Annotated in this window: 14 protein-coding genes; 6 read left to right on the forward strand and 8 right to left on the reverse strand. The window is 63.5% G+C overall.

Going from position 1 to position 16169, the window contains the following annotated elements:
* The 6 genes from ACK41X_RS16455 to ACK41X_RS16480 all read right to left on the reverse strand — a co-directional run.
* On the reverse strand, nucleotides 1-941 hold a 941-nt coding region (locus ACK41X_RS16455; RefSeq protein ID WP_409725539.1), incomplete at its 3' end, for a fumarylacetoacetate hydrolase family protein.
* 208 nt (nucleotides 942-1149) lie between these two features.
* Nucleotides 1150-2121, reverse strand: a complete 972-nt coding sequence (locus tag ACK41X_RS16460) for a Bug family tripartite tricarboxylate transporter substrate binding protein (protein ID WP_409725542.1) — start codon at nucleotides 2119-2121, stop codon at nucleotides 1150-1152.
* A 108-nt stretch (nucleotides 2122-2229) separates the two neighbouring features.
* Entirely contained in the window at nucleotides 2230-4092 is a 1863-nt protein-coding gene (locus ACK41X_RS16465; protein ID WP_409725545.1) for a feruloyl-CoA synthase, read from the reverse strand.
* A 70-nt stretch (nucleotides 4093-4162) separates the two neighbouring features.
* Nucleotides 4163-6112 carry a TRAP transporter permease gene (locus tag ACK41X_RS16470; RefSeq protein ID WP_409725548.1) on the reverse strand — a complete coding sequence of 650 codons (1950 nt, stop codon included), beginning with the start codon at nucleotides 6110-6112 and terminating at the stop codon, nucleotides 4163-4165.
* Nucleotides 6109-7053 carry a TAXI family TRAP transporter solute-binding subunit gene (locus tag ACK41X_RS16475; protein WP_409725551.1) on the reverse strand — a complete coding sequence of 315 codons (945 nt, stop codon included), beginning with the start codon at nucleotides 7051-7053 and terminating at the stop codon, nucleotides 6109-6111. The genes ACK41X_RS16470 and ACK41X_RS16475 overlap by 4 nt, the downstream gene beginning before the upstream one ends.
* A gap of 92 nt (nucleotides 7054-7145) precedes the next feature.
* A complete protein-coding gene (locus ACK41X_RS16480; protein ID WP_409725554.1) occupies nucleotides 7146-8372 on the reverse strand; it encodes a GGDEF domain-containing protein in 1227 nt (408 codons plus the stop codon).
* 245 nt (nucleotides 8373-8617) lie between these two features.
* Here ACK41X_RS16480 and ACK41X_RS16485 point away from each other — a divergent pair, with 245 nt between their 5' ends.
* From ACK41X_RS16485 to ACK41X_RS16510, 6 genes are all read left to right on the forward strand, one after another.
* Complete coding sequence (locus ACK41X_RS16485; protein WP_409725558.1) at nucleotides 8618-9931, forward strand: NAD(P)/FAD-dependent oxidoreductase; 1314 nt, start codon at nucleotides 8618-8620, stop codon at nucleotides 9929-9931.
* A gap of 11 nt (nucleotides 9932-9942) precedes the next feature.
* Nucleotides 9943-10755 (forward strand): DUF1365 domain-containing protein, encoded by an 813-nt coding sequence (locus ACK41X_RS16490; RefSeq protein ID WP_409725560.1) that lies wholly within the window; start codon nucleotides 9943-9945, stop codon nucleotides 10753-10755.
* Nucleotides 10756-10771: 16 nt separating this feature from the next.
* Complete coding sequence (locus tag ACK41X_RS16495) at nucleotides 10772-12001, forward strand: class I SAM-dependent methyltransferase (protein ID WP_409725562.1); 1230 nt, start codon at nucleotides 10772-10774, stop codon at nucleotides 11999-12001.
* 115 nt (nucleotides 12002-12116) lie between these two features.
* Entirely contained in the window at nucleotides 12117-13151 is a 1035-nt protein-coding gene (locus ACK41X_RS16500) for a cysteine synthase A (protein ID WP_409725564.1), read from the forward strand.
* 8 nt (nucleotides 13152-13159) lie between these two features.
* On the forward strand, nucleotides 13160-14020 hold the full coding sequence (gene sseA, locus ACK41X_RS16505; RefSeq protein ID WP_409725567.1) for a 3-mercaptopyruvate sulfurtransferase: 861 nt from the start codon (nucleotides 13160-13162) through the stop codon (nucleotides 14018-14020).
* 64 nt (nucleotides 14021-14084) lie between these two features.
* Complete coding sequence (locus ACK41X_RS16510; protein ID WP_409725570.1) at nucleotides 14085-14984, forward strand: MBL fold metallo-hydrolase; 900 nt, start codon at nucleotides 14085-14087, stop codon at nucleotides 14982-14984.
* 59 nt (nucleotides 14985-15043) lie between these two features.
* Here the strand turns inward: ACK41X_RS16510 and ACK41X_RS16515 are convergent, their stop codons facing one another.
* Both ACK41X_RS16515 and ACK41X_RS16520 read right to left on the reverse strand, forming a co-directional pair.
* Nucleotides 15044-15634 (reverse strand): HdeD family acid-resistance protein, encoded by a 591-nt coding sequence (locus ACK41X_RS16515; protein ID WP_409725572.1) that lies wholly within the window; start codon nucleotides 15632-15634, stop codon nucleotides 15044-15046.
* A 206-nt stretch (nucleotides 15635-15840) separates the two neighbouring features.
* A partial coding sequence (locus ACK41X_RS16520; protein ID WP_409725574.1) for an amino acid ABC transporter ATP-binding protein occupies nucleotides 15841-16169 on the reverse strand: 329 nt, incomplete at its 5' end.

Genomic DNA, 16169 nt, shown 5'->3' on the forward strand with positions numbered 1-16169 from the left:
TCTTCCCCGCTGTTCTCCTTTTCATGCTGCCGCTTGGCCCTTCCCCGCACTCCCCCCTCCTTCTCCGAGAGCGGCAGCGGCGCGGTGCGCCGCGTGATCGCAACCGTCATCTCGCCGACCTTCTCGATCTTGGCGTGCATCACATCGCCCGCCTGCACCGGGCCGACACCTTCCGGCGTCCCGGTCATGATGATGTCGCCGGGATAGAGCGTGTAGAAGTTCGAGCAATAGGACACCAGTTTGGCGACGCCGAAGATCAGGCGCGACGTATTGGATTTCTGCCGCACCTCTCCGTTGACCAGGATTTCCAGATCGAGATTCTCCGGATCGGGAATTTCGTCCGCCGTCACGAAACAGGGGCCGACCACCGAGAAGCGATCGAGCGACTTGCGCAAGGAGCGCTCTTCCGGGCCGCGGATCGTCATGTCGAGACCGATCGCATAGCCCGCGATATATTTCAGCGCACCCTCCTCCGGCACATCGAAACAGGTTTCGCCAATGATCGCGGCAAGCTCGACCTCGTGATCGGTACGGCGGTCCTTCTCCACCACCGGCACCGGCTCGGACGGCCCCGACAGCGACGAATTCGACTTCAGGAACACGCCGTAATGGTCGATGGTCTTGATGGTCTTGCCGAAGCTGATCTGCTGGTCGCGGTTCGCCTCGTCGATATGGGCGTGATAATTGACCGGGGCGCCGATCACCTTGGACGGATTGGGCACCGGATTGAGTAGCTTGACCGAGGAGATCGGCACGCCCGCCACGCGATCGGCCGCGGCTTCCATGTCGCCGCGCAATTTCGGTAGCGCCGCGACCAGCGGATCGTAGGCGGGCAGCGGCCAGCGGACCGCGGGAAGCTTCTCAAGGACCGCTGTAACATCGTGAACCTGATCGCCTCGAACCACACCGAGGCGATCATTGTCGAACCTGCAATAGCGCATGCGCCGCTCTCCAGCTCTGCCGTCATGTCCGCGGATAACCGTTCCAAGAACGGTGCCGCTTCGATCGCCGATGCCGCAGGCATCCGCATCGTGAGGCGGACAGCACTAAAAGAGGCTCATGGCCGCGGCAAGCCCGGCCATGACACAGCTGATATTCCGGACGCACCCGCCCGCACCGCGCGGATCAGCCGGCAGAGTCCGTTGCGGGTCAGTTCACCTTGGTGCCGGTCTTCTTGACGACATCGGCCCACTTGTCGATGTCCTTGCGCAGATAGGTATCGAACTCCTTCACCGACATGGTCATCGGCACCGCACCCTGCTTGGCCCAGGCGGCGCGGACATCGGGCCGGTTGACCACCTTGGTGATCTCGGCATTCAGCTTCTCGACGATCGCCGGCGGCGTCTTGGCGGGCGCCACGATGCCGAGCCAGATTGTCGCCTCGTAGCCGGGCACCCCGGCTTCCGAGACCGTCGGGATGTCGGGCGTCAGTTCCGAGCGCTTGGCGCCGGTGGTGCCGAGCGCCTTCACCTTCCCGGCCTTGGCATTCTCGTTCATGGTGGTGATCGCGTCGAAGGCCATCTGCACATGGCCGCCCATCACGGAATTGCGCATCTCGCCCGATGCCTTGTGCGGCACATGCACGATATCGGTGCCGCTCATGGCTTTGAAGAGTTCGCCGGCCATGTGATAGGGCGTCGCCGGCCCCGACGATCCGTAATTGAGCTGGCCGGGCTTGGACTTCGCCAGTTCGAGAAATTCCTTCAGGTTGTTGGCCGGCACCGACGGATGGATCACCAGCAGCAGATCGGAATAGTTGATCGGCGCGACCGCGACGAAGTCCTCCATCAGCTTGAACGGCTTGTTCGGCGTCAGCGTTTCGTTGACGGTGTGGGTGTTCGACATCACCAGGAACGTGTAGCCGTCGGGATCGGATTTTGCGACCGCGTCCGAGCCGATGATCGAGCCCGCACCCGGTCGGTTTTCCACCACGAAGGGCTGCTTCAGTGTTTCGCCGAGATGCTGCGCGAGCACGCGCGCATAGACGTCGGCCGGCCCGCCGGGACCGAACGGCACGACGAACTTCACCGAACGCGCCGGCCATTCCTGCGCCTGCGCAGCAAAAGATACCAAAAGCGCAAAGAAACCGGCAGCAACGCCGAGCAAATGCCGTCGTGACATCGTCATCCTCCCTGATTGTTGTTGTTCGAGTGATAGAACACCGGGCGCGCAGCGGCAATTCCGCGCCGGCGGATTCCTTTTCACAAGGTCAAAATCGGACGTGAAAACTCAATCGATGACGACGACGTCGGGATACTGATTTCCGTCAAACAGGCGCTCGCCTTCCAGCTTGCGGCATTCGAGTGCAACACGCTGGTTGATATAGCCCTTGTCGGTGATTTCGTTTCGGTCGATCGACGGCAGGTCCGGCAGCAACAGTACTCGCGTGACACGCATCGTGGCGCCGGTATTGACCTTGTTCCAGCGCGCGAAGGCATTGCGCAGATGCGTATGCACCTTGGGATGGGTTGCATAGAAGGGCAGATCGCCGTTGTCGCCGGTGATCTCCTTGCAGCCCGCGGCATTCAGCCAGGCGACGAGCCCGATCCGGTCGCGCCCCTCCCCGCAGACGATCGCATCCTGCAACACCGGTGAAGCCGCCGCCAGCGCACCCACCCGGAGCGCGCCGACCGTTACCCAGGTTCCGTTGGTCAGCTTGAAATCCTCCGCGGTGCGTCCGTCGAAGATCAGGCCCTGATTGGGATCGTCCGGGTCGGCGAAGCGCACCGCGTCGCCCGGAAGGTAATAGCCTTCCTCATCGAACATCGCCTGCGTGAGATCGGGCCTGCGCCAATAGCCCGGCGTGATGTTCGGACCGCGCACCCGGATTTCGAGCTTGCTACCGACCGGCACGAGCTTCACATCGACGCCCGGCACCGGGACGCCGACATTGCCGGCGCGTTCCAGCAGCACATGCGCGGAGGTCGCAAGCGGCGAGGTTTCCGTCGTTCCCCACGCCGACGTCATCGGAATGCGGGTGCCGGTGATGCGGATCGCAAGCGCCTCCAGCCGGTCCCACATGTCCTGCGGCAACGACGCGCCCGCATAGAACAACAGCCGCACGCGCGAGAAAAAATGGCGCGCCAGCGCATCGTCTTTTTCCAGGAATGGCAGCAGCGCGCCATAACCTGCCGGCACGTTGAAATAGACCGTCGGCGCGATCTCGCGCAGATTCTCCACCGTTTGGCCGATGAGCGCAGGCAACGGCTTGCCGCCGTCGATATAGAGCGTGCCGGCCTGCTGCAGGATCAGGTTGAAATTGTAGTTTGAGCCAAAAGTGTGGTTCCAGGGCAGCCAGTCGATCAGCACCATCGGGGCTTCTTCGATGAACGGCCAGCACTGAACCGATTGCTGCTGGTTCGCGGTCAGCATCCCATGGGTGTTGATGACGCCCTTGGGCAGGCTGGTCGAGCCCGAGGTGAACAGGAATTTCGCGATCGTTTCGGGGCGGATGGCGGCAACCGCCTGCTCGACCGCGGGACCGGACGCGGTCTGTTCCAGATCGGAGAACAGCGTCACGTTCGGCAGATTGGCACCGTTCTTTCCGGCCAGGATCGGCGCAGTGATATGCGTCAGCGCCTTCGCAAAGGGCGCAGTATCGGAGACATAGACGAGACCGGGCGTCAGCAGCTCATTGATGTATTTGAGCTTGGCGTGGTCCTGGCTCTGCAGCGAATAGGCGACCGAAATGGGCGCAATGGGAATACCCGCCGTATAGCAGGCGAGCGTCAGAAGACCGTGCTGCACCGCATTGCCCGACAGCACCATCACCGGCCGCTCGGCGTTGAGGCCGCGATCGATCAGCGCCTGTGCGACGGCGTCGGCCTTGCGCCGCGCCTGCGCATAGGTGACGCCGGCCCAGGCGCCAGTTGTATCGCGCTCCGCCATCAGCAGGCGCTCGGGATGCCGCTCGACGGCATTGCGGAACAGCGTTGCGAGGCTCGTCTCATGGGCCGCGAGCGGCTGGGCGGCGCGCAGCATGATCGAGCCGTCGGCGCGATCCTCGCGCAGCACATGCGGCTCGGCAAAGTGGATGGGACGGAATGGCGGTGTACCGGCCGAAGCTGCCGGTTTTGGCATTGTCGACGTCACGGTGCGTCCTCCCAAGACGACATGCACTATAATGCATATCGGCTTTTGTCTCTGTCAATGCGGCCGCCCCTCAGCCCGGCGCCGTCTGGGCGCGGACCGCCCGGCTGCGCATATAATTCAACGACAGCACGGCGATCGACGCGGCGAGGCCGATCCAGTCCAGCATGGCGGCGGCCGGGAATGCATTGGGCGGCATCAGGATCGCAAGCGCCGCCGCCCCGAATCCGAGCCGCATCGGCAAGGTCAGCGGGATGAAGCCGAACCCGACGATCGCGGCCGTGCCCATGAAAATGCCGAGCAGATTGCGCGCCAGATGCCACGCGACCGCGTGCCACGGCGCATTCATCAACAGAGCCGGTTCGAGCACGAAAAGGAACGGAATGAAGAAGGTACTCCACCCGACCGCGACCGAGACCCACCCCGTGGTCCAGCCGGAAACCCGCGCGATGTTGGCCGCCGCATAGGCGGCGATCGCGACCGGGGGCGTGATCATCGACAGCATGCCGAAATACATCACGTACATATGCGCCGCCATCGGCGCGACGCCGAGCTTGATCAGCGAGGGCGCAAGCAAGGTCGCGGTCAGCACATAGACGCTGACGGTCGGCATCCCCATGCCGAGCACGAAGCTCACAATGGCCGTCAACAGCAGAAGAATGAAAAGATTTTCGCCGCTGATGGCAATCAGTTGCAGCGTGAGGCCGAAGGCGATGCCGGACACATTCAGTGCACCCACCACCATCCCGGCGGCGGCGCCGATCAATACAATATCGAGCGCGGCGCGGCCGGTATCGAGCACGGCGCGGCCCATCTGCAGGATCGTGACCTTCTTGCCACGATAGCCGAACAGAAGGCTCAGCACGATCATCATGCCGGTGGCATAGACGGCCGCGCGCTCGATCGGGATCTGGAAGATTTCCGGCCAGGCCAGCGTCGCGATCAGGAACAGGATCGGAACCGGAAAATGCCAGCCGGAGCGCAGGATCTCCAGGAATCCCGGGATATCCTCCTCGACCTGCGCCGCTCCGATCCGGTGTTTCGCCGCTTCGAGATCGACATGGAAGAACAACGCGGCGTAGTAGAGCAGCGCCGGTATCAGCGCCGCGACCACCACCGCGCCATACGAAACCTGCAGGAATTCCGCCATGATGAAGGCGGCCGCCCCCATCACCGGCGGCATCAACTGGCCGCCGGTGGAGCCGACCGCCTCGATTGCCGCGGCTTTCGCACGCGCAAAGCCGGACCTTGCCATCAGCGGAATGGTAACGATCCCGACCGCCACGACATTGCTGACCGCCGCGCCGGAAATCATCCCGAACAAGGCCGAGCCGAACACGGCAATCTTGGCGGCGCCGCCGCGAAACTTGCCCATGCCCGACATCGCCAGATCGGCAAAGTAATTGGCGCCGCCGGTGCGGCCGAGCACCTGCCCCATCAGCGTGAACGGCACGACGATCAGCACGGCGACGCCGAGGATATTGCCGATCATGCCGTTGGTATCGAGCCCGAGATAGACCGCAAGCCGCGCCGGGCTCACATAGCGGGTCTGGAAGTCGCCCGGCAGGTTCGGCCCGATGAAGACATACGCCACCAGCGCCAGGATGATGATCACCAGCACCGCACCGGAGGTGCGCCGCGTCGCCTCCAGCGTCAGGACGATCAGGATCAGGCTGCCGACAATCCCCTCGACCGGCAGCATCGCAAGCTCGTAGGTCAAGGCCTCGTAGCGGACCGCGATATAGCCGCAGATCGCAAGTGCGAGCGCAGCACCGGTCCAGTCAAACCAGCGCGGCCGGCCGGTCCGGCCGGACAGCAGCGCGAGTGCGAGGCTGATACCGAGACAGACTGCGAGCAGTTGCTCCGTATAGAACGCAGCACCGAAATAGCGCCGCGGGATGTCCAGCACCCATCCGGTGACGCAGAGGATCAGCAGACCCTGCAGAATGTCGTTTGCAAGTGAAGCGGCGCGGCTCGCGGCGGCGGGCGCCGCCGCGTCCGGCGCGCGGTCCTGTTCGGTCACTGGACCGGCTGCGGCTGGATATTGTTGTCCTTGAAGTATTTCACCGCGGCGGGGTGATACGGAACCTCATATTGCTTGTACGCAAAGGCGGGCGTGAATTCACGCAGCACCGGCTGGACGGAAATCAGGTCGGCCTGGTTCTTCAGCAGCGTGTCGAGAAACGTGGTGACGAACGCGTCGCTGGTCTTGGCGTTGGTGAAGAACAGATTGTCGAAGCTGTACACCTTCATCGGCTTGTCGACGCCGACGAAGACCGGTCCGGGCTTCACCTCGGTCAGATAACCCCAGCGCTCGATCTTGCGCGCGGCATCCATGCCTTTCTCGTCGATCTCGATCATCCTGATCCCGCCGGTGGTGGCGTCGACTTCGCGGACCTTCGGCGCACCGAAGGCGAAATAGAAGGCGTCGGCCGCACCGGATACAAAATCGTCGGCGCTGCGCACCACATTCGGGACCATCACCGGTTTGATGTCCTTCTGCGACAGATTGGCGGTCGCGAGCATCGCCCGAACGGTCGGCTCAAGGGCCCGCATTGCCGAAAATCCGAACGGCACCCGCTTGCCTTTCAGGTCTGCGACGGTCTTGATATCCGAATCCTTGCGCACGAAGAAGCCCACGCGCAGCGGATGGACCGCGGCGATGATGCGTAGCTCCTGATTGCCCTTGGCGAGCCAGTCATGCACCTCCATCGCATTGGCGATGCCGACCTCGACCTCTCCGCGCGCAACCATCGGCACGATCACCTGATCGCCCGCCGTCGGCTGCACCAGCATGTTCATGCCGGCCTTTTCCTTCAGCACCTTTGCGACGGCGGAGGCAGTTGTGTGGTTCAATGTTCCGGGTGGGAGCGTCGCAAAACCATAGGTCTGGGCATGGGCAGCGTGGCCGTACAACCCTAACGCAGCACATGCGATCGCCAGCGATTTCACGTTGAGTGACATGACCACCTCCCTCTGACGCTTTTCTTGGATGATGGTCCGGCGCGCGGTCAAAGGCAACGCAGAACGCGGATGAATGGCGGTCGGTTCGGCGGTCAGGCGGCCGTCTTCGCAGCCATATTGTCGATGCGAAGCGATGGGGTCGACGCATCGAGACGCAGCGTGAACTCCAACCCAGCGATTTCGCAGCGATTTCGTCCGCCTTCCTTGGCACGATAGAGCGCCTGATCCGCCTCCTCGAGCAGATTTGCGATCACGATCGGTCCGGTTTGGCTGAGGGCCACGCCAATGCTGCAGGTCGCCCCGACCATACGGCCGTCTATGTCGGATGCCGCGTTCTCAAACGAGAGACGGATGGCTTCGGCTGTGTCCATCGCATGCTTTGCGCTGCAGCCTTGGAGGACGATCGCAAATTCTTCACCGCCGAGCCGACCGATCAGGTCATCCGGTCCGATTTGGGTCAAGGCGGTCTCGGCGAAAATCTGAAGCACCCGATCGCCAAAGGCGTGACCAAAGGTGTCGTTGATCGATTTGAACCGGTCGAGATCGACCAGCAGCACCGCAACAGGCTTGCGGCCAGTGCCGGCTTGCTGCGACATCGCCTCGGCATCGTCCAGAAACGCGCGGCGATTGGGCAGACCGGTCAACGGGTCGACCAGCGACGCCATTTTGTGCAGCAACTCGGTCCTTTCCTTTGCCATCGCCAGCAGGATGAATGCGATGGCAATGGTGAACAGCAGCGCCTCGAAACTCAGCACCACCATCCACACGCTGTCATAGACCTGCTTGTCCGGGATCCAGGGCAGCATGGCTGCAGCCGGAGTGTGCAACAGGAACAGCGCTCCATGCGCAAACAACATCAAGATCGCGGGCCAACGTGATACCAGCGCCTCGCTGCGGCCGCGCCAGAACTCGTAAGCGGCAGCCCAAGTGTAGCAGGTCACGATGAAGGAGGAGATCACGACCCGCGCTTCGATGGATTGCGCCACAGCGGGGACCCGGCAGACGATCAGCCACAGCACCGCCCCGGCCAAAAGCCCGACAATGCTGACCCCACGTCCGTCAAAGACCCGCGCTCCGACCCAGGTTGCCGCAAAGGAGGAAAACAGCACCGCATTTGACAGGTCGAACGAAACCCAGTGGGGTGCGGCGCCATACAGGCCGAACAGCGCAATCGAACCGGCCCGGAGCAGATGCGCGGCCCCCCACCACGCCACCGCGGTCACCGACGAGTTTTGTACCCAGGCAAACAGCAGCAAGAGCCCGAGCATCGCCTCGACATAGATCGTGACGAGAAACAGCGTATTGACGTCCAGAGTCATGCCCTTCCACCGGCGGGGTCGCCCATTTCGGGCTGTGCGCGGCCCGCGCCGCCCAACGCGGGACGTTTACCCGCCCCCGCCAAAGAATGGTTGAAAACCGGAGCGATCCGGGGGCCAGAGACTGCCGGATGGTTTCGCCAAGCTTACCGTCAGCCATCGCATTCGAGGCAAAGTGTTTGCAATATGAAACCTCGCCAGACGCCGTCCGTATCTGGCCTATTGCAAGACCGAAAGCGGGCTGAACGATGCGAATTGCGGTTGTGGGCACGGGAATCGCGGGCAACACGGCCGCCTTTGCACTCTCTCACCGGCACCAAATTACGGTCTATGAGCGCGAATTGCGCCCCGGCGGCCACAGCCACACCGTGCAGATCGACTACGACGGCACCCCGCTCGCGGTCGACACCGGCTTCATTGTCTACAACGAACTCAACTACCCGGATCTGACCGCGCTGTTCGCGCATCTTGGCGTGGAGACCCTCCCGACCGACATGAGCTTCTCGGTTTCGGCGAAGGGCGGACGATTCGAATGGATGGGCGGAGGACAAAAGCTGTCCGAGACGTTGAACGGCGTCTTCGCCCAGCGCAGCAATCTGGTTTCCCTGCCCTTCTGGTCGATGCTGCGGGCCATGCGGCGGTTCAATCGTCAGGCGATCCTCGATCGCGCAGCGGGCCACCTCGACGGTCTGACGCTTGGGGATTACCTGCGCGGTCATGGATATCCCGACCGGCTGACGCACGATTATCTGGTGCCGATGGGCGCTGCCATCTGGTCCACACCGGTGGACCGGATGCTCGATTTCCCGGCGGAGAATTTCGTCGCCTTCTTCGACAATCATCGCCTGCTGCATGACGAGCGGCCGGTCTGGCGCACGGTCCGCGGCGGCAGCGCGCGCTATGTCGAGGCGCTCACCCGCCCTTTTCGCGATCGCATCAGGCTGGGGGCGGCCGTCACCGCAATCGCACGCACGCGTGCGGGCGTCGTCGTGACCGACAGCACAGGCTGCAGCGAGCGCTACGATCAGGTGGTGATCGCGGCCCATTCCGATCAGGCGCTCGCCATGCTGAGCGACGCAAGCACAGCTGAGCGCGCCGTGCTCGGCGCGATCCGCTACCGTCCGAACGCAGTGTTCCTGCATCGCGATACCCGCCTGATGCCGAAACGGCGGCGGGCCTGGGCGGCGTGGAATTTTCTGCGTGGCAATGGCCGGGGCGAAGCCGGCGGCGACGTCGCCGTGACCTACTGGATGAATGCGCTGCAGCATATCGGCGCCGACAAGCCGCTCTTCGTCAGCCTCAATCCGCCCTTCGAACCCGATCCAAAACTGACATTCGCCAGCTTCACCTGCGAGCACCCGCAATTCGATGCCGCGGCCTTTGCAGCCCAGGCGGGGCTCTGCCGGATCCAGGGCACCAACCGGACCTGGTTTTGCGGCGCGTGGACCGGTTATGGTTTTCACGAGGACGGATTGCGCTCCGGTCTGGCCGCTGCCGAGCAACTGGGCGGCGGCGTTCCGTGGCGTGCCCGGGCTCCTGCTTACGCGGAGGCCGCAGAGTGATGCAGGGACGGATGACGACGCAGGAACCGGCCGCAACCCTTTATCGCGGGACGGTGATGCATGCCCGTCTCAAGCCGGTCGGCCATCGCTTCGTGTACCGGGTACTGAACCTCTTCATCGATCTCGACCGCCTCCACGAGGCGGACCGGCAGACACCGCTATTCGGGGTCAACCGGCGCGCGCTCTACAGCTTTCATGAAAAGGATCACGGTCCGCGCGACGGCACCTCGCTCGCCGCCTATGTGAGATCGGTAGCGGCCGGCGCCGGGATCGACCTGTCGGGCGGCCGCATCCGACTTCTGTGCTATCCGCGGCTGCTCGGCTATGCATTCAATCCGATCTCGGTTTATTACGGCTACCGCGCCAACGGCACCCTGGCGATCCTGATCTACGAGGTCCGCAACACCTTCGGTGAATATCACACCTATGTCTGTCCGGTTTTTCGCGGCGCAACAAGCCCGGCCGGCATCCGCCAGAGTTGCGACAAGCGCTTCTACGTGTCGCCATTTATCGGCATGGACATGCGCTACCACTTCCGCTTGACTCAGCCGGGCGAGACCGCCCGGCTTCGCATTCTGGAAACCGATTCCCAGGGTCCGCTCCTGGCTGCGACATTCAGTGGTTGCAGACAAGCCTTGACGAGCCCCCACCTGCTTGCGGCATTCTTCACGTTGCCGCTGGTGACTCTCAAGGTGATGGCAGGCATCCACGTCGAGGCTGCACGGCTGTGGCTGAAGGGGCTGCGTCCGCTTCCGCGCCCACAGCCCGCACCGGACGCTTCATGCACCGCGAGGGTCCGCGCCGTTCCCGATCTTTCGGGCTAGCCAGGAACCGAACGCGATGTCTGCTCCGACCCTCGTCACCCCACAAACGCGAAAGTCAGCGCTTTCGGGGTTGCCTGGGACGGCGCGGATCGCCTTTGCTCTTGCCGAGAATATCCGCTGCGGCTCGCTGGAGGTCACGCTGCCCGACGGACGCCGGCTGCTGTTCCGCGGTGAGACGCCCGGCCCCGCCGCCAGCATGACCGTCAAGGATTATCGCTTCGCCTGGCGGACCCTGCGCTCCGGCGATATCGGCGCTGCCGAATCCTATCTGCGCGGAGAATGGGATACGGCGGACCTTACGACCTTCCTCTACTTGTTCTGTATCAACCGCGAGATGATGGAACGGGTGCTCGGCGGCAACGCCATCGTGCGCTGGCTGCAGGTGCTGCGCCACTGGCTCAACCGCAATACCAAGCGGCAGGCGCGCAAGAATATCCACGCGCATTACGATCTGGGCAACGCCTTCTATTCGGCCTGGCTCGATCCGACGATGACCTATTCGTCGGCGCTGTTCGATACCGGCGGCAACGATCTCACCGCCGCGCAATTGCGCAAATACCAGAACCTCGCCCAGTCGATCGACCTGCAGCGCGAGCAGAATGTGCTCGAGATCGGCTGCGGCTGGGGCGGCTTTGCCGAATTTGCCGCAAAGACCTATGACGCACGCGTGGTCGGCCTGACCATCAGCCGCGAGCAGCACGATTTCGCGCGCAAGCGCATCTTCGAGGCGGGCCTCGCCGAAAAGGTCGATATCCGGCTTCAGGATTATCGCGACGAGACCGGCCGCTACGACCGGATCGCCTCAATCGAGATGCTGGAGGCGGTCGGCGAGCAATTCTGGCCGGCCTATTTCCGCCAGCTCCGCGACCGCCTGAAGCCCGGCGGCGCCGCCGGCATCCAGACCATCACCATTCAGGAGCGCTTGTTCGACAACTACAAGCGCGAGATCGACTTCATCCGCCGCTACGTTTTTCCCGGCGGCATGCTGCCGACACCGGAAACCCTGAAATCGCTCGGCGACCGCTTCGGCGTGCCGTTCCGGACCGAACGGATCTTCGGCGAGGATTATGCACGAACGCTTGCGGAATGGCGGGAGCGGTTCCGCGCCGCCTGGCCTCAGATCACCCCGCTCGGCTTCGACGAGCGGTTCCGCAGGCTCTGGGAATATTACCTCGCCTATTGCGAGGCGGGTTTCCTGTCCCGCAACATCGACGTCCGCCAGATGGTTTTTTCCCGCGGCGCCTGACCGGTAGCACAAGCGCGCTGTATGCCGGCGTTGCAGACCGGCCGCCCGCTTCGCGGCTTGTCGCATCAGGCGGGCCCCGATAGGGTCGGCCCAAATTGGTGCCGGAATCGACAGCATGAACCCCAAGGACGGCGTCGTCGACGCCATCGGCAACACGCCGCTGATCAAGCTCAAGCATGCATCCGACCTCACCGGCTGCACCATTCTTGGCAAGGCCGAATTCATGAATCCCGGCCAGTCCGTCAAGGACCGCGCGGGCCGGCAGATGATCCTGGAGGCGGAGAAACGCGGCGACCTCAAACCCGGCGGTCTCGTGGTCGAGAGCACCGCGGGCAATACCGGGATCGGCCTTGCGCTCGTCGCCAATGCGCGCGGCTATCGCACTTTGATCGTGATCCCGGAGACGCAGAGCCAGGAAAAGAAGGACATGCTGCGGCTGTGCGGCGCCGAGCTTGTCGAAGTGCCCGCCCTGCCCTACGCCAATCCGAACAACTACCAGCATGTCGGACGCAGGCTCGCCGACGAGTTGCGAAAGACCGAGAAGAACGGCGTCTTGTTCGCCGACCAGTGGAACAACCTCGACAACCGCAAGGCCCATTTTGTTTCGACCGGCCCGGAAATCTGGCGCGACACCGCGGGCAGGATCGACGGCTTCATCTGCTCGGTCGGCACCGGGGGCACGTTGGCCGGCGTCTCCACATATTTGCGCGAGCAGAAGCAGGACATCGCCATCGGCTGCGCCGATCCGCGGGGCGCTGCAATGTATCACCTGTTCAAGGACGGCAAGCCGACCGTCACCGAAGGCGGCTCGATCACCGAAGGGATCGGGCTTGCGCGGGTAACCCCGATCATCGAGGACATCAAGGTCGACCATTCCTATCTGATCCCCGACGAGGAAGCGATTCCGCTTGTGTTCGAGACGCTCGAGCACGAAGGGCTTTGCCTTGGCGGCTCGTCCGGTATCAACATCGCAGGCGCCATGCGGCTCGCCAGAGAGCTCGGCAAGGGCGCGACCATCGTCACCATCTTGTGCGACTACGGCACGCGCTATCAGTCGAAGCTGTTCAATCCCGATTTCCTGCGTTCAAAAAACCTGCCGGTCCCGGACTGGCTCACACGCAAGAGCGCGATCAAGCCACCCTTTGTATGAGTGAAGCGATGAACACGGAAGCCGGGCCTGCCAGCAAATCTCTCGTCAGCACGCAATGGCTCGAGGACCATCTCGACGCGCCCGACATCGTGGTGGTCGACGGCTCCTATTATCTGGCGGCGATGAAGCGAAATGCGCGCGAGGAATATCTCGCAGGCCATATTCCCGGCGCGGTATTCTTCGACATTGATGCGGTTGCGGACCATTCGTCCAGCCTGCCGCATATGCTGCCCTCGCCCGAGGCATTCTCCTCTGCGATGCGGGCAATGGGGATCGGCGATGGCACGACCATCGTGGTCTATGACGGCGCCGGGCTGTTCTCGGCGCCGCGGGTGTGGTGGACCTTCCGGACCTTCGGGGTGCGCGACGTCTACATCCTCGATGGCGGCCTGCCCAAATGGAAGGCCGAAGGCCGCCCGCTGGATTTTGGCGAGGTGAAACGCACCCCCCGCCATTTCACCGCGCGCTTCAACCGCGGTGCGGTGGCCGATGCGGCGGATGTGCAAAAGGCGCTCGCCCAATCTGATATTCAGGTGGTCGATGCCCGCAGCGCCGCGCGCTTTGCCGGCACGGCCCCGGAGCCTCGGCCGGGCCTGAAATCCGGGCATATGCCGGGCGCACTCAATCTGCCATGGGAGACGATTGTCGAAGACGGGCGGCTCGTCGCGCCCGACCGGATCAGGTCTGCATTCGAGGGAGCCGGGATCGACGTGGACAAACCGGTCGTCACCACCTGCGGCTCGGGCGTGAGCGCCGCGATTTTGTGGCTGGCGCTCGACGCCCTCGGCAAGGAGCCGAAGGCGCTCTATGACGGCTCCTGGACGGAATGGGCCTCGCGCGGCGATCTGCCGATCGCCACCGCGGGATGAGCATCCGTCCTCGCGCGCTTGGCCGTCCGGTGGCCAAGCCTGCCGTCGCGTGATAGACGCCTACATGCTCATGAATATGTCGCCGTCAACCAGTCCCGCCCGGGCCTCGCATCCCTCGCCCGAGGTCACGGGCTTCTATCATGAGCAGACCGGCAGCATCGCTTATCTCGTCGTCGATCCTGCGACCGCGCATGCCGCGGTGATCGATCCGGTGCTGGACTTCGATCCGCGTTCGGCGCGGGTCGCCACCGGCTTCGCCGACGCAATGCTGGAGGCGGTCGCGGCGCGCAAACTCACCGTTGACTGGATTCTCGACACCCATCCGCATGCCGACCATTTCTCGGCGGCCGCTTACATGAAGGACAAGCTTGGCGCGCCGATGGCGATCGGCGAGAAGGTCGCCGACATCCAGACGCTCTGGGAAAAGTTCTACAACCTGCCGCCCTACCATACCCGATACTGGGATCGGCTGTTCAAGGACGGCGACACCTTCAAAATCGGTTCAATCGATACGCGGGTGATGCTCTGCGCCGGGCATACGCTGGCCTCGATCACCTACGTCGTGGGCGATGCGGCCTTCATCCACGACACGCTGTTCCAGCCCGATTCCGGGACGGCGCGCGCCGACTTTCCGGGTGGCTCTGCGGCCGTGCTCTATGATTCGATCCAGCGCATTCTGGCCCTGCCCGACGACACGCGGCTGTTCACCGGGCACGACTACAAGCCGAATGGCCGCCCGGCGCGCTGGGAATCGACCGTCGCAGAACAAAAGCGACACAATACACATGTGGGGGGCGGACGCGATCGCGCTTCGTATGTCGAGATGCGCGAAGCCCGCGACAAGACATTGCCACTGCCCGACCAGATGCTGGCGGCCCTGCAGGTCAATCTGCGCGGCGGCCGCCTGCCGGAGCCAGAAGACAACGGCCGCAGCTATCTGAAAATTCCGCTGAACCTGTTCTGATCGCTTTCCGGACCATGCCCGCCCCAATCGGCGCGGGCGGGCCGCGTCGCGGGTATATGTCAGGCCTGCCTGTATTTCTTCAGCCGGAACGCGAGCGCGATCCACGTCACGCCGATCAGCATCGCGAACCATCCGATCATCCAGGCGACGGCCAGCGCACCGACGGCGGGGCGTGCGATCAGGATCACGCCGAAGATCACCGTGAGCAGCCCCGCAAGGCCAAGCAGCCATTCGCCCTCGATTTCCTTGCGCAGCTTGATAGCCCCCCAAATCTCCATCACCCCCGCAACGATTGCCCAGCAGGCGATGAACAACAGAAGGATGAAGGCGGTCATGACCGGCCAGGCAAAGGCCAGGATGCCGGCCGCAATCCCGGCAACGCCGACGATGGCAAGCCACCAGCGCGGCGCCAGGGTACTGCCCTTGCCGAAGATCGCCGTCCATAGCGAAAGCACGCCATCGACCAGGGCAAACGCACCCCAGAACAACGTCAGCGTGAGCAGCGTGATGCCGGGCCACAGGAATGTCAGGATACCGAAAATCAGCGCGGCGATGCCGCGCAAGAGCAAGACCCACCAATGGTCTGCCAGCGCCTGCGCGATGGCTGCGCCCGCAAGCGGACCGGGTGCCGGTTGCGCCTGAATGCTCATAGGATTGTCTCCTCGAAGAACTGCAGGCGCCGCCGCGGGCCAGACTGCCCCGAAGAATGATTGCGGCACGAAGCGAAAGCGAAGCTACATGCAAGCCAAGACTAGCGCCTGCGGCAAATCCTGACCAATCAAAAGCACACGACCGCGATGCGCTTCGCCCAGTTGGGGTGGAGCCCGGCGGGGCCAGGCCTCCTGCCCGCGCGCGATCAATGCAGGATCTGACTGAGGAACAATTTGGTACGCTCGTGCTGCGGATTGGAAAAGAATTCCGCCGGAACGTTGACCTCGACGATCTGGCCTTCGTCCATAAAAACAATGCGATCGGCGACCTGCCGCGCAAATCCCATTTCGTGGGTGACGACCAGCATGGTCATGCCGCTTTCGGCAAGCTCGACCATGGTCTGCAGCACCTCATTCACCATTTCCGGATCGAGCGCGGAGGTCGGCTCGTCGAACAGCATGATCTTCGGGTTCATGCACAGCGCTCGCGCGATCGCGACCCGCTGCTGCTGGCCGCCGGAGAGCTGCCCCGGAT

The sequence above is a fragment of the Pseudorhodoplanes sp. genome, assembly GCF_046289595.1.
Classification (GTDB): Bacteria; Pseudomonadota; Alphaproteobacteria; order Rhizobiales; family Xanthobacteraceae; genus Pseudorhodoplanes.

Excerpts from the sequence above, each read along its gene's own strand:
- ACK41X_RS16460 (WP_409725542.1), bottom strand. The coding sequence starts at position 2,121 with ATGTCACGACGGCATTTGCTCGGCGTTGCTGCCGGTTTCTTTGCGCTT.
- ACK41X_RS16475 (WP_409725551.1), bottom strand. The coding sequence starts at position 7,053 with ATGTCACTCAACGTGAAATCGCTGGCGATCGCATGTGCTGCGTTAGGG.
- ACK41X_RS16480 (WP_409725554.1), bottom strand. The coding sequence starts at position 8,372 with ATGACTCTGGACGTCAATACGCTGTTTCTCGTCACGATCTATGTCGAG.
- ACK41X_RS16485 (WP_409725558.1), top strand. The coding sequence starts at position 8,618 with ATGCGAATTGCGGTTGTGGGCACGGGAATCGCGGGCAACACGGCCGCC.
- ACK41X_RS16490 (WP_409725560.1), top strand. The coding sequence starts at position 9,943 with ATGACGACGCAGGAACCGGCCGCAACCCTTTATCGCGGGACGGTGATG.
- ACK41X_RS16495 (WP_409725562.1), top strand. The coding sequence starts at position 10,772 with ATGTCTGCTCCGACCCTCGTCACCCCACAAACGCGAAAGTCAGCGCTT.
- ACK41X_RS16500 (WP_409725564.1), top strand. The coding sequence starts at position 12,117 with ATGAACCCCAAGGACGGCGTCGTCGACGCCATCGGCAACACGCCGCTG.
- sseA (WP_409725567.1), top strand. The coding sequence starts at position 13,160 with ATGAACACGGAAGCCGGGCCTGCCAGCAAATCTCTCGTCAGCACGCAA.
- ACK41X_RS16510 (WP_409725570.1), top strand. The coding sequence starts at position 14,085 with ATGCTCATGAATATGTCGCCGTCAACCAGTCCCGCCCGGGCCTCGCAT.
- ACK41X_RS16515 (WP_409725572.1), bottom strand. The coding sequence starts at position 15,634 with ATGAGCATTCAGGCGCAACCGGCACCCGGTCCGCTTGCGGGCGCAGCC.